At 57.2% G+C, this 12,160-nt stretch carries 14 protein-coding genes; 1 reads left to right on the forward strand and 13 read right to left on the reverse strand.

From position 1 onward, the window contains the following. Positions 1 to 5: 5 nt before the first annotated feature. The 8 genes from E0E00_RS02325 to E0E00_RS02360 are packed head-to-tail and all read right to left on the reverse strand — an operon-like array spanning position 6 to position 5,468. Positions 6 to 740, reverse strand: coding sequence for a KDGP aldolase (locus E0E00_RS02325; protein WP_130810993.1), 735 nt, complete (start codon positions 738 to 740; stop codon positions 6 to 8). A gap of 3 nt (positions 741 to 743) precedes the next feature. Further along, positions 744 to 1,853 carry a DgaE family pyridoxal phosphate-dependent ammonia lyase gene (locus E0E00_RS02330; protein WP_130810994.1) on the reverse strand — a complete coding sequence of 370 codons (1,110 nt, stop codon included), beginning with the start codon at positions 1,851 to 1,853 and terminating at the stop codon, positions 744 to 746. Between the two features lie 10 nt (positions 1,854 to 1,863). After that, positions 1,864 to 2,538, reverse strand: coding sequence for a DUF4310 family protein (locus E0E00_RS02335; protein ID WP_207302620.1), 675 nt, complete (start codon positions 2,536 to 2,538; stop codon positions 1,864 to 1,866). 17 nt (positions 2,539 to 2,555) lie between these two features. After that, positions 2,556 to 3,266 (reverse strand): DUF4311 domain-containing protein, encoded by a 711-nt coding sequence (locus E0E00_RS02340; protein ID WP_130810995.1) that lies wholly within the window; start codon positions 3,264 to 3,266, stop codon positions 2,556 to 2,558. Continuing rightward, the gene (locus E0E00_RS02345; protein ID WP_130810996.1) at positions 3,266 to 3,655 is read right to left on the reverse strand and encodes a DUF4312 family protein; all 390 of its coding nucleotides are present in this window, start codon (positions 3,653 to 3,655) and stop codon (positions 3,266 to 3,268) included. The genes E0E00_RS02340 and E0E00_RS02345 overlap by 1 nt, the downstream gene beginning before the upstream one ends. Then, on the reverse strand, positions 3,645 to 4,016 hold the full coding sequence (locus E0E00_RS02350; protein ID WP_130810997.1) for an SFCGS family glycine-rich protein: 372 nt from the start codon (positions 4,014 to 4,016) through the stop codon (positions 3,645 to 3,647). Before E0E00_RS02350 ends, E0E00_RS02345 begins: the two co-directional genes overlap by 11 nt. Continuing rightward, entirely contained in the window at positions 4,013 to 4,366 is a 354-nt protein-coding gene (locus E0E00_RS02355) for a hypothetical protein (RefSeq protein WP_130810998.1), read from the reverse strand. The genes E0E00_RS02350 and E0E00_RS02355 overlap by 4 nt, the downstream gene beginning before the upstream one ends. After that, entirely contained in the window at positions 4,347 to 5,468 is a 1,122-nt protein-coding gene (locus E0E00_RS02360; protein ID WP_130810999.1) for an amidohydrolase/deacetylase family metallohydrolase, read from the reverse strand. The genes E0E00_RS02355 and E0E00_RS02360 overlap by 20 nt, the downstream gene beginning before the upstream one ends. 210 nt (positions 5,469 to 5,678) lie before the next feature. Here E0E00_RS02360 and E0E00_RS02365 point away from each other — a divergent pair, with 210 nt between their 5' ends. Next, on the forward strand, positions 5,679 to 6,425 hold the full coding sequence (locus E0E00_RS02365) for a GntR family transcriptional regulator (RefSeq protein WP_130811000.1): 747 nt from the start codon (positions 5,679 to 5,681) through the stop codon (positions 6,423 to 6,425). 47 nt (positions 6,426 to 6,472) lie between these two features. Here E0E00_RS02365 and E0E00_RS02370 read toward each other — a convergent pair whose 3' ends face one another. From E0E00_RS02370 to E0E00_RS02395, 5 genes are all read right to left on the reverse strand, one after another. Then, positions 6,473 to 7,195 (reverse strand): GntR family transcriptional regulator, encoded by a 723-nt coding sequence (locus E0E00_RS02370; protein WP_130811001.1) that lies wholly within the window; start codon positions 7,193 to 7,195, stop codon positions 6,473 to 6,475. Positions 7,196 to 7,350: 155 nt separating this feature from the next. Further along, positions 7,351 to 8,085: a KDGP aldolase gene (locus E0E00_RS02375; RefSeq protein ID WP_130810993.1), complete on the reverse strand. Its 735-nt coding sequence runs from the start codon at positions 8,083 to 8,085 to the stop codon at positions 7,351 to 7,353. 3 nt (positions 8,086 to 8,088) lie between these two features. Continuing rightward, positions 8,089 to 9,216 carry a DgaE family pyridoxal phosphate-dependent ammonia lyase gene (locus E0E00_RS02380; protein WP_242622098.1) on the reverse strand — a complete coding sequence of 376 codons (1,128 nt, stop codon included), beginning with the start codon at positions 9,214 to 9,216 and terminating at the stop codon, positions 8,089 to 8,091. A gap of 57 nt (positions 9,217 to 9,273) precedes the next feature. After that, positions 9,274 to 10,878 carry a PTS system mannose/fructose/sorbose family transporter subunit IID gene (locus E0E00_RS14875; RefSeq protein ID WP_242622099.1) on the reverse strand — a complete coding sequence of 535 codons (1,605 nt, stop codon included), beginning with the start codon at positions 10,876 to 10,878 and terminating at the stop codon, positions 9,274 to 9,276. Positions 10,879 to 10,929: 51 nt separating this feature from the next. Continuing rightward, on the reverse strand, positions 10,930 to 11,850 hold the full coding sequence (locus E0E00_RS02395; protein WP_130811002.1) for a PTS mannose/fructose/sorbose transporter subunit IIAB: 921 nt from the start codon (positions 11,848 to 11,850) through the stop codon (positions 10,930 to 10,932). Positions 11,851 to 12,160 lie beyond the last annotated feature (310 nt).

Raw genomic sequence — 12,160 nt, forward strand, 5'->3', positions numbered from 1 at the left:
GTTACCTACACCAGTGCCTTGACCTTCGCGAGCAGGGTGCGGACGTCGTCGGTCCTCGTGAGCCCGGTCTCCTTGTCGATGATCGAGCCGTAGACGTGGGGGATGACCCTCCTCACGCCGGCGTCCAGCACGACATGCATGACCTCGTCGAAGTTGTCGAGGGTGATGCCGCCCGTGGGCTCGAGCACGAAGTCCTTGCGCGCGCAGGCCTCCGCGAGCGCCCTCAGCTCGTCCTCGCAGCGAAGGCCCCCCATCGGGAAGAACTTGATGGAGTCGCCGCCCATCTCGCGCACGATGTCGATGGCCGTGTCGGCGGGCACGAGCGCCGGCGCCTTGGAGCCCTTGGAGACGGGGCCGGTCGAGACCTTCACGAGGCCGGGCACGCCGGACGGCGCGCACATCGCGTTGATGTGGCACTCGTCGCTCCCGACGTTCGCGCGGGTCGCGCTGACCTGGCAGAACGCCTGGTTGAAGTGGTTCGCCTTGACGCTCCTCGCGACCTCGGCGACCATGTAGCACTGCTTGGGGTCGCCGCCACCCAGGCCGACCGAGAGGTTGCCATCGAGGGCCTCCATGTAGCGCCCCATGTCCCCGACGCACGTGGGGACGTCCGGGTAGTCCGCGGTGAGCACGCCGACCTCGACGTGGTGCTCGGCGGCCTCGTATATATCCCGAGCGTTCTCCAGGCTCCCACCCAGGACGTTCAGGCAGACGCGGTCGTTGTAGTAGTCGATTGCCATGGTCTATGCCTCCATGATCTCCCTCAGTCGCTCCGCGACGAGCTCCTTGTCGCCGTCGAGCATCGGGCGTGGGTCGAAATCGATCTTGCCAAGGTTCAAAAACTCGGTGCGCGCCCAGACGATCGGGTCCCCTGCGCGCAGCCTCTCGTTGACCCCCTGCATGGTGATTCCGGCGGGAGCCCCCTCTCTGAGGGACACGCGGCAGCGGTAGATCGCGCGGCCCGCCTCGTCCCGGACCTTCTCAGCCCTTAGGCCGTGAATCCCGTTGACCGCGCCGACGAGCCAGTCGACCTTCGCCTCGTTGGCCGCAGCCTCGGCCTCGTGGTCGCGAGCGTCGTACTGGTCGAGGGCAGCGAGGAGGCCGACGATCTGCTCCTTACCCACCTTCATCGCGCGGCCGATGCCCGCGTACTGCCTCCGGACGTTGGCCACGATGTCCGCCCGCCCGGTCACGAACCCGGACGTCGTCGCCTCGATGGCCTTGGCCCCGCTGTACATCACGGCGTCCGCCCCGAGCGCGATGTACTTCCGGAGATCCTCCTCGGCAGCACAGTCCATCACGAAGGGGAGCCCGTGGGCGTGCGCGATGTCGCGCATGACCTCGGGGGCGACCATGCCCTTCTGCACGCAGTGGTGGCTCTTCACGTAGAGGAGCGCCACGGTCCTGCCGCAGATGGCCTCCTCTATGTCCTCCGGCCTCACCTCGTTGGCCTGGCCGGCCTCCACGGGCACGCCGCCGCCGAGCCTGATCATCGTAGCCATGGGGGCGCCGTAGTTGATCGAGTGCCCCTTCTGGAGGACGACCTCGTTCGGCAGGCCGGACGAGTCGGGCAGGCGCATCATGTCCGACCACCGGCCGCGCGTCACGAGCGCCGCGACCGTTAGCGCTATCGCGGCCGACGCGCACGACGTGGGGCAGGAGTCCTCCGCGCCGGTGTGCCGGGAGATAAGCTCGCCGGCGCGCCTCATGAGGTCCTCGACGACCACGTAGGACTGTCCGCCCTCCTTCGCGGCCTCGGCGACCCGGTCGCTGAAGGCCGAGACCCCGAGCACCGTCACCCTGCCGGACGCGTTGACCACGCGCCTAAGACCGAGGTCCTGGTAGATTCCCAAACCAAACCTCCTAACCGAGCAAAGCGCCCAGAATCATCGCACCGAGAATGGCTCCACCGGTCATTTCCTTGCCCATCTTGTAGAAGATTGCAGCACCAATGATTGCGCCAATGCCCGCATACACGTTGTAAGAAGCAGCAGAGATCATGATGAGAGGAGCGAGGTAACGACCGGTTGTGTTGCCTGCGCCCATCATGATTCCGGTTCCGCCAACCGCAACTCCCTCGGGCATGAACTTACGAATCAGAATGACCACGGCGCCAATCGCAGCACCGATAAGCGCACCGATAATCAGGGCAATAAAGAAGTTCGAGAACGGAAGCTCCCATCCCATAGAGAGGAAGAGGCCGGGAAGACCGATGCCTACGCCTGTCATGAGCGAGCCACCGATATCCATCAGGCCGACCAGCGGACCCTCGAGGATGCGGGCAATCAGAAATCCTGCGGCAAAGCCTGCAGCGGCTGTGAAGTCACCGGTGTCGATACCACCCTGGAGCATGGCAACAATCGACACCTCATTGAAGGCTCCAGTGTGGAACTTGAGGTACATGAAGGTGCCGGCGAAAATCGCCGCTGCAGCACCCATAGCCAGCAGAATGAAGGTTGAATCCCTCATCATGAACTTGCTAAATGCAGACATCTTTGGCGCCTCAACGACCGCCTGGTCGTTTGCTTCGTTTGCCATAGTCAGATCCTCCGTTTCTAGAAGTTGTTGAAGAAGCCGCGGAAGTAGGCAATTGCGATAAACATCACGACAACGATTGCGATGAGGATCTTAACTACATTGCTCTTGTAGCCATTCTCATCTGCAGTCTTGCCAATCAGGATACCGAGGACAATTCCAGGAATAGCGTTGCCGCTCACGAGCGCAGAGATGCCACCGAGGACGGTTCCCCAGATGCCGGTGCTCTTTCCGCCATCAAACGCCGCGAGCCAGAACACCGCAGGCATGACGGGATTGATCAGCCACGTAGTTGCGGGCACAAGAACTCCAGAGGCAACGTCAGAGAGCTTCTGAGGAATAACCGAAGACAGGGAGTTCAGGAAGGTAACGAGAACCGCGCCTACGCCCGCGCCGGCGATTGCCATCTTGCCGGGGTCTTGAACGGTCTCTTCGACATTCTTGTTCCTCGTCAGGAGAATACCGGCTGCCCAGTTAGGAATGATACGGTGCATGACGTCCTGGGTAAGCGCACCCGCTGCAACAGCAGAAGCTGCAGAGGAGAAGAGAAATCCCAAGCCAAATGAGAAGTGCGCAACGGAGTCCCCACCGCATGCGTTCATCTCGCCGAGAGTTCTAAACGAACCCATTGACTGAACCTCTGGAGCATGGAACATGCGGGAAGCACCCGCTGCAATGCAAGCGCCACCAATGGCTCCGATGATGATTGAATAGATAACGATTTCAACCATTAGACCTCGCCCCTCTCGAACTTCAAGTACTTTACGTTCACCTTTATGCTTGCCGTGACGTCATAGCGCGTTCTCTCCCTAGGCATAAACACGCCCAAGAAATGCTCAGTGAACTCGTTCTTGACGACTCGGTCGAACACCACGCTTTCCGCGGTCATCTGGACTATCGGAGCCTCAATCTCCGAAAAGACCTTGTTTCGTAGCGCCTTGAACAAATCGTTGGAGGCATCGACGAGGGTCTCTCCTTGGGCATGAACCCGTATCGTGCGAACGTCTTCTGCCAGGAGCTCCTCTCCCTCGAGAGAGCTCAGCTCCTCATCAACGCCCTTCTCGAACACGGCATCCATGACTTTGCCGGCAGTCCGAACCGCATCTTCCTTACTCGTCATGGGTCTCACGCCATGCCTGGACTATCTTCTCACCAAGCTCCTCGACATCCAGAAAGCCTAGGCCGATGACCTTGTTGCCTTCCTTCACGGCCGTATAGGCAGCATCGGTGCTTCGAAGCTCGGAAATGGCAGGCCATCCGTACTTGGTGTGAGCGGTCAGAGCGCCAGCGCCACCAGACCCGCAGAAGCTAACGCCGAGGTCGGCACCCTTCTCGTTCATCACATCGCCAAGCTTCATGTCTGCGGCCATGCCAGGGATAACGTAGGCGGTTCCGCCAGCCTTTTCGACCCCGCAGGCTACGGCCTGGCCCTTTCCAAGCCTGTGCCCAATTACAACCAGAGGACGCTTTACTTCGCTCATTGCATGCCTTCCTTTCTCAACGCAACTTCGATATGAGTAGCAAGGAGGAAAATCTCCGACTCGCTAATCCCCTTCGACTCGTCTCCATAGACGAGTCGAGCTACCTCACGGGCAAGGTCGAACGCATGGGAAGAAACCTCTCCGAAAGCATCTTCGAGACCCTCCGTAAACTCACCCGTCTCTATTCGACGCTTCAGGGCATCAATGTGGTTGCGGAACATGGGCTCCTGCGTGCCATCGAAAACAACGCCCTGAGACGATAGGAAGCTTTCGACACGATCGACCGTCGAGGACAAATCAAACGTTTTAGAGGAGGCCGCAGGAGTGGATTTAGTGGCGGTATCTTTCAATGTTCTCCCCCTTTGAATAAACGCTCTCGATAACCTCGACCTTCTTCTTAAGAGAGATGGTGTCTCCGGTTGAATCGGCGACCACATCATCTGAATCAGTGAGGGAGACAAGGTTGACGTCGCCAATCATGCCCGGCTTGAGCTGGCCCAGCCCCTTGAGATGGAATTGTGCGGCGGGGGCGCTTGTAACCTTCCTAACGGCGTCAGGGAAAGACTCTCCGAGGCTTACAAGCTTGCTCATAACAGCCGCGATGCTGTAAACGGGACCCTCGTAATTCTCTACATGGAGATCGGTGGAAATCGTGTCGCAGTCGAAGCCGAGGGTAAGCGCCTTCTCATACGTTTTGAAGCTGAAGCTCTCGATTCCATGGCCAACGTCGAACTGAACTCCACGGGCACGTGCATGCAGCGCCTGGGGAAGAATTTTGCCTTCTTCCGTAACAATGCCACCGGGCTTGCCGTGGTACGTATGAGTGATTCCATCGCCCTTCTCAAGAAGGTCAAGAACCGTCATAAGGGCAGGCGGGAAGTTGCCTACATGGACGAAGAGCGGAAGTCCCAACTCATGGGCAGTCCGTGCGGCGACGACTATCGGACGCAGGCCCTCTTCCCCCACAACACTCGACGATGCACGCGCCTTGATGCCAACAATGTTGTCGGCATGCTCACGCGCAACTCGCTCGCAGGCTTCGACATTGATCTTTGATGGGTCATTGAGCTCGTGACCGCGAAGAATTCCCTCCTTAGAGATGTTGAGAAGGGTGAAGACTTTCGTCTGGGCCTTATCGATATAGTTTGTCTTGAAGTCATCATAAGTATCGGATCCACTGCTGCCTGCGTCGAGAACCGTAGTTGCTCCCCGCTCAAGCCCAAGCACATCGGGCTCCAACCCCAGGAATGACTTTGGGTAGACGTGAGTGTGAATGTCAATGAATCCAGGGGTAACGTAAAGCGAAGACGCATCAATTACCTCGCCTTTCTCAGGAAGGCCCTCTCCAACTTGGGCAATTCTGCCATCTCTGAGAATCACGTCTCCGCGCTCGCCCATTAGGCCATTAACTGGCGAGAGGAGCATTCCGTTCTTTATGGTTACCGATCTCACGTTGACTTCTCCCTTCACTGAGGCCAAGCAATAGCACTCACCCGGAACAGCCTAGATTATTGTCCCGATACAATTCGTATGTGTCTCGATTGTGTTTAACGGTCGTTTCGAGACTGCAAGCGGTATCGAAACGGGGAAAGGCACGGAAGAATACTAAAGTGTGTGGAAGAGCCGCTTGCTATATCCGCGCTTAGCTATCGACGAGGAATCATGTACAAGTACGAAGAGATCGTTCGAGACATCGAGGAATGCATCGCAAATGGCACTCTTAAGCCCTATGCGAAGCTTCCTCCCGTTACAGAGCTCTGCTCCGCATACGGAGTCAGCAAAAGCACCATCAATCAAGTGCTCCAAACCCTGTCTGACGAGGGCTTGATATCGCGTAGGCAGGGGTCGGGCATATATGTCAAGGCAATTGAGACAAGCTCGATAGGCTGGAAGGCTCCGAACCAAGTTGTTCAGATTGCTCCGAGAGCAGCGAAGATGCCAAGCAAAGACTCCGTCGACGTCATTGACTTCAATGTCATTAGGCCAGAATCCCGAATTTCTCGTCTGCTGGGAATCAACAGGCAGTCATTCTTGTACTTAGTGACGCGCTTGCACCACAATGGACCGCTACCTACTTGCATGGAATACGTCTATCTTCCCATTGAGTCTGTCGGCAGCCTCTCTATGGCCGCTGCCGGCGGAGACGTCACCACAGAGGCTACGAAGCACACTGGAGTGCCCGCAGGGAGCTTTGAGAAGACCGTACGTTCGGTACTGTCAACCAACGACGAAAGAGCAAGGTTAAAGCTCGAATACGGGATACCACTCCTCGAGGTCGAAGAGGTGGGATACCTTATGGACGGCAAACCCTTTGGCGTCTTCATTAAGCGGTTTCCCGGCGATCGCTTTGAGTTCAAGGCAACGGGCAGCGACGCCAGCTCTTCTGGAGGCTCGGGAAAGGGACTCTAGCAAACCAACAAACCAAGAGTTGTCCCATGTTTTTGGACAAGCAGCACTTAAACCGGCAGCGAGTCCGAGTCCACCGTCTGATAAACAGCCGTATCGCCGGGAAAACGAGCGGCTAGATACTCAAATGGTCTTCCATCATCGAGGTAGCCTACCTGCTCAATCTCCAGAAGCGGGGTCTCCGATTCGACACCAAGAATCTCTCGCTCCTCTGGTGTTGGGCTCACAGCCCTCAGCATCTTGTGATAGGTATCTGGCGTCACCTCATAGTTTTCCTCAATCCATGAGCGCACCGAGGTCTCTGCAGAGGAAAGCCGGATATCTCGAAATATCTCAACCGGATAGTACAGATATTCGACATCCAGAATTGTGTCACCAAGCATGTGGGACCTGCAGATGTAGTATGTAAAGCTGTGATCATGAAGGCCAAGGAAATGGATAATCTTGCTGTCGGGTTTTACGATTGTGAACTCATGCACTCTGCATACAGGATTGCTCTGCAAGTCGACGTTTGTGCCATCAGTAAGCGCAATGGTATTTAGTGGTGCTCCAGCAACGCTTTTAGCAACCTTTTTTACATAGACGCCGGAACCACGCTTACGAGAGACATAGCCCTGACGCTCAAGGTCATCCATAACAAGTTCAACCGTGCTTCTACTAACATGGTACTTTCCGCAAAGCTCTACGACAGTAGGAAGCTGGTCATATGGTTTGAGGTCACCACGCCTGATGGCTTCGATTAGCTCCTTGACTATAGCCTTGTACTTAGGCATGTGGTTCCCGTACTCTCGGCGGCATTACTCCGCAAACCTATAAACCCATCGGACGGGCACCGATTGGCTTCGGGCCCGTCCGCTTTTTCCTCCAACCTGAGTGATTATACCCACTCGACCTCAACAAATTGAGAAGCCAGAACCTTTGCGACCGCCTACACCAGTGCCTTGACCTTCGCGAGCAGGGTGCGGACGTCGTCGGTCCTCGTGAGCCCGGTCTCCTTGTCGATGATCGAGCCGTAGACGTGGGGGATGACCCTCCTCACGCCGGCGTCCAGCACGACATGCATGACCTCGTCGAAGTTGTCGAGGGTGATGCCGCCCGTGGGCTCGAGCACGAAGTCCTTGCGCGCGCAGGCCTCCGCGAGCGCCCTCAGCTCGTCCTCGCAGCGAAGGCCCCCCATCGGGAAGAACTTGATGGAGTCGCCGCCCATCTCGCGCACGATGTCGATGGCCGTGTCGGCGGGCACGAGCGCCGGCGCCTTGGAGCCCTTGGAGACGGGGCCGGTCGAGACCTTCACGAGGCCGGGCACGCCGGACGGCGCGCACATCGCGTTGATGTGGCACTCGTCGCTCCCGACGTTCGCGCGGGTCGCGCTGACCTGGCAGAACGCCTGGTTGAAGTGGTTCGCCTTGACGCTCCTCGCGACCTCGGCGACCATGTAGCACTGCTTGGGGTCGCCGCCACCCAGGCCGACCGAGAGGTTGCCATCGAGGGCCTCCATGTAGCGCCCCATGTCCCCGACGCACGTGGGGACGTCCGGGTAGTCCGCGGTGAGCACGCCGACCTCGACGTGGTGCTCGGCGGCCTCGTATATATCCCGAGCGTTCTCCAGGCTCCCACCCAGGACGTTCAGGCAGACGCGGTCGTTGTAGTAGTCGATTGCCATGGTCTATGCCTCCATGATCTCCCTCAGTCGCTCCGCGACGAGCTCCTTGTCGCCGTCGAGCATCGGGCGTGGGTCGAAATCGATCTTGCCAAGGTTCAAAAACTCGGTGCGCGCCCAGACGATCGGGTCCCCTGCGCGCAGCCTCTCGTTGACCCCCTGCATGGTGATTCCGGCGGGAGCCCCCTCTCTGAGGGACACGCGGCAGCGGTAGATCGCGCGGCCCGCCTCGTCCCGGACCTTCTCAGCCCTTAGGCCGTGAATCCCGTTGACCGCGCCGACGAGCCAGTCGACCTTCGCCTCGTTGGCCGCAGCCTCGGCCTCGTGGTCGCGAGCGTCGTACTGGTCGAGGGCAGCGAGGAGGCCGACGATCTGCTCCTTACCAACCTTCATCGCGCGGCCGATGCCCGCGTACTGCCTCCGGACGTTGGCCACGATGTCCGCCCGCCCGGTCACGAACCCGGACGTCGTCGCCTCGATGGCCTTGGCCCCGCTGTACATCACGGCGTCCGCCCCGAGCGCGATGTACTTCCGGAGATCCTCCTCGGCAGCACAGTCCATCACGAAGGGGAGCCCGTGGGCGTGCGCGATGTCGCGCATGACCTCGGGGGCGACCATGCCCTTCTGCACGCAGTGGTGGCTCTTCACGTAGAGGAGCGCCACGGTCCTGCCGCAGATGGCCTCCTCTATGTCCTCCGGCCTCACCTCGTTGGCCTGGCCGGCCTCCACGGGCACGCCGCCGCCGAGCCTGATCATCGTAGCCATGGGGGCGCCGTAGTTGATCGAGTGCCCCTTCTGGAGGACGACCTCGTTCGGCAGGCCGGACGAGTCGGGCAGGCGCATCATGTCCGACCACCGGCCGCGCGTCACGAGCGCCGCGACCGTTAGCGCTATCGCGGCCGACGCGCACGACGTGGGGCAGGAGTCCTCCGCGCCGGTGTGCCGGGAGATAAGCTCGCCGGCGCGCCTCATGAGGTCCTCGACGACCACGTAGGACTGTCCGCCCTCCTTCGCGGCCTCGGCGACCCGGTCGCTGAAGGCCGAGACCCCGAGCACCGTCACCCTGCCGGACGCGTTGACCACGCGCCTAAGACCGAGGTCCTGGTAGATTCCCAAACCAAACCTTCCCTTCACACTCGTGCCCGACGCCAGCCAACTCTGGCGTCGGGCGATACTCTTGTACCGTAACTGTTAAAGAATGCCGAGCAGAGCGCAGACGATGCTGATCGCGATAATCGCAAGAAGAATCCTGTTGTATCGTGGTCCCTTCTTCTGCATATAGAAGTAAATGGCAAACACCGCAATAATGGGAAGAACGTTGGGGATAACGGCATCAAGAATTGACTGAATCTCGAGCGTGTTTCCAGCTGCCATCGTGAAGGACAGCGGCGTCTTGATGTTGATATACGAGCTCGAGAGCGCACCCATCATAATGAGACCGAGGATGTTGGCCGCATAGATGATGGACTTCATCATTCCGGACTGAAGAATACCAGAGATTGACTCGCGGCCAAGCTTGTAACCGTAATGAGTAATGAAGTACTGGATGAGGATAGTGATTCCAGGCCAAAGGATGAGGGGCATAATTCCGCCAATAGGGCTTCCCTGCTCAGCAAAGGGAATGAAGATGCCAAAGATTACTGGCATGACGACTGCCCAGACAATGCCGTCTCCCATACCCGCAATGGGACCCATAAGGCCAGTCTTGATAGAGGTGATGGCAGAGCCGGGAATCTTGCCGTCGATGGCCTTCTCTTCCTCCATTGCGAGAGAGATGCCCTGGATGATTCCGCCAAGCGTTCCCTCAGTGTTAAAGAAGACAAGGTGACGCTTCAACGCATCAGAAAGGTCTTCTTTTTCGGGATAGAGCTTTTGGAGAACAGGTGCCATAGAGGCGCAGAACACCAAAGACTGAAGACGCTCGTAGGAGTTCGACTCCTCGCAACCAAAGTAGTACAGCCAGAAGGACTTGGTAACATCTGCCTTGGAGAGGATGTGCTGCTTTTCCGCCTCCTCCTCAAGAGCAGTCTTGTCTGCAAAGATGCTCACGTTGGTAGTGTCGGGGAACACAATCATTCGCATGACAAGAGCAATTATCAGGCCAAAGATTGCCATTCCCATGACAGGAATCTGGAGATACGCAACGGCAAAGTAACCAAGGAAGAAGAAGGGGATGAGCTCCTTCTTGCCAATCACCATGATGGTTAAGGCAAAGCCAAGTGCCGGAAGAATGCCTCCCATGACCTCGAACGAGTGGAGAAGGACATCCGGAAGTACGTTGATGAGCGCCTGCGCCCAATCCGCTCCGAAGTAATCAATCACGAAGACAAACGGGAACCTGATGACAAAGCCCATCAGCGCCGGGAAGAGATAAGCGCACCTCATGATTCCGGCAACGTTTGCCTCCTCAGCGTACTTATCAGCCATGTGAACCCAGAATGCGTTGGTGGTACGACGAAGCTGGTCAACGAACACGCCAATGACGCCGAAGGGAACGGCAAGCGCCACCGCAAGCTCAGGACTCATGTTCGCCATAACGCCAAGGGGGATGGCAATAGTTCCCGCAAGGGCGGGGTCATTTGGTACGTTGCCGCCAGGTGTTGAGGTGACGCCCAGATACACAAGCTGAAGCGCAGCACCGATCTCCATCGAAAGCGCCATTTGGCCTGTGATGAGGCCAACAAATACTGCAATTGTGGTTGGCTGGAGCAGCGCGCTTGAAATGGTGTATCCAAACCTAAGTCGTGCAATCCAGTAGTACAGACCCATACAAATTGCAATGCCCATAGTGCTCATGCAAGGTCTCCTAACGTGTGAGAAAAGGCCGAAACAAACAATGCCAGCGCATTACCCTCTATACTTTTTTAGGATTGATTGGACGTCTTGGGGAGTATCCTCGGGAATGGTCTGGAATGTAACCCTGACCCCTTTGTCTGCAAGCCACTGGCAGATATCTGCATCTGCATCGTCCAGTGTGATGTTCTGGAAGACGACCTTGCGAGAAGGCCCTCCTCCAAGCCCTCCAATCTGGACTGACTCGACGGTGACGCCCGCATCGTAGATGTTTTTCAACGCCTGGAGACTCGGAAGCAAGAGCAGAACGTTTCCTTCGCCAAAGCAGTTCGCCTTAAAAGCTTCGACAGCCTGAGACTCCGAAAGGCAGTCAACCGTAATACCAGCAGGCGCGCTCATAAGGTAAATGCTCCTCATGAACTCATCCGCAGCGAGCTCATCACTCACAACGACAATCTTGTTGGCTTGAACCTGGTTCACCCATTTGGTCATCACCTGCCCATGGATGAGACGGGAATCGACTCGAGTAAGAACAATCTTTCCCATACCACAACCTCCTTTATACTTGCTCATGTTTTCGCGAACAGCTGCAACCACGTCCTTGCAAGCGCCCTGCCCAGCGGCGAGGATGGCGTCGAAATCAAGGTGGCCATCACCTTGCAGCTCGACGCATGCCTCGAGAAGCATGGGCGCGTTAAGGCCAGAAAAGACTCTGATACCAGTTTGATTGCCAACCATAGCGGCGACGTTCGATGGCGTTCCGCCTATGAGGTCTGTCATGATGAGGGAGTCATTGGATAGTTGCTCCGCATATTCACGAACGAGACCGAGGTATTCGGGAAGGGTGTACGAAGGCAGAAGAGGTATTTCATGAACGCAGTATATGCTGCCGAGAATCATAGTAAGGCTATCAACCAAAGCAGTTCCCCATCCGTCATGGGTCAAGAGAAGTACCTCGGTGCGCTTGTCAGCCATAACCGCTCCATTTCATTCCGGATTCCCTATTTGTAATTCCAGATTGCAAATTAATTTGTATTGGCATTTTTGTCAATGTGTACTGGAATACTTTTCTTTGAAATCGGTACAATTAGAAAAACGCTGGTAACGAACGGTATAATTTCGTCTGTAAGCGGTAATGATCCTGAAATGTCATACCACTTCACAGGGTTACGTTCACTCGTCTTGAACCGATTGGGGTAGCCTCGAATCAAGTCCAATCCAAAGAATTCGGTTAGTGGCAGTTTCCGTTGAATCCTTTATATGTCTGGTCTATGGTCGCAGTTCC

The sequence above is a fragment of the Olsenella sp. Marseille-P4559 genome (assembly GCF_900605015.1).
GTDB lineage: Bacteria > Actinomycetota > Coriobacteriia > Coriobacteriales > Atopobiaceae > Tractidigestivibacter.

What these genes read in the sequence shown, in the direction of transcription:
- E0E00_RS02335 (WP_207302620.1), bottom strand. Translation starts at nt 2,538, where the DNA reads ATGGCAAACGAAGCAAACGACCAGGCGGTCGTTGAGGCGCCAAAGATG.
- E0E00_RS02325 (WP_130810993.1), bottom strand. Translation starts at nt 740, where the DNA reads ATGGCAATCGACTACTACAACGACCGCGTCTGCCTGAACGTCCTGGGT.
- E0E00_RS02375 (WP_130810993.1), bottom strand. Translation starts at nt 8,085, where the DNA reads ATGGCAATCGACTACTACAACGACCGCGTCTGCCTGAACGTCCTGGGT.
- E0E00_RS02345 (WP_130810996.1), bottom strand. Translation starts at nt 3,655, where the DNA reads ATGACGAGTAAGGAAGATGCGGTTCGGACTGCCGGCAAAGTCATGGAT.
- E0E00_RS02370 (WP_130811001.1), bottom strand. Translation starts at nt 7,195, where the DNA reads ATGCCTAAGTACAAGGCTATAGTCAAGGAGCTAATCGAAGCCATCAGG.
- E0E00_RS02395 (WP_130811002.1), bottom strand. Translation starts at nt 11,850, where the DNA reads ATGGCTGACAAGCGCACCGAGGTACTTCTCTTGACCCATGACGGATGG.
- E0E00_RS02340 (WP_130810995.1), bottom strand. Translation starts at nt 3,266, where the DNA reads ATGGTTGAAATCGTTATCTATTCAATCATCATCGGAGCCATTGGTGGC.
- E0E00_RS02350 (WP_130810997.1), bottom strand. Translation starts at nt 4,016, where the DNA reads ATGAGCGAAGTAAAGCGTCCTCTGGTTGTAATTGGGCACAGGCTTGGA.
- E0E00_RS14875 (WP_242622099.1), bottom strand. Translation starts at nt 10,878, where the DNA reads ATGAGCACTATGGGCATTGCAATTTGTATGGGTCTGTACTACTGGATT.
- E0E00_RS02365 (WP_130811000.1), top strand. Translation starts at nt 5,679, where the DNA reads ATGTACAAGTACGAAGAGATCGTTCGAGACATCGAGGAATGCATCGCA.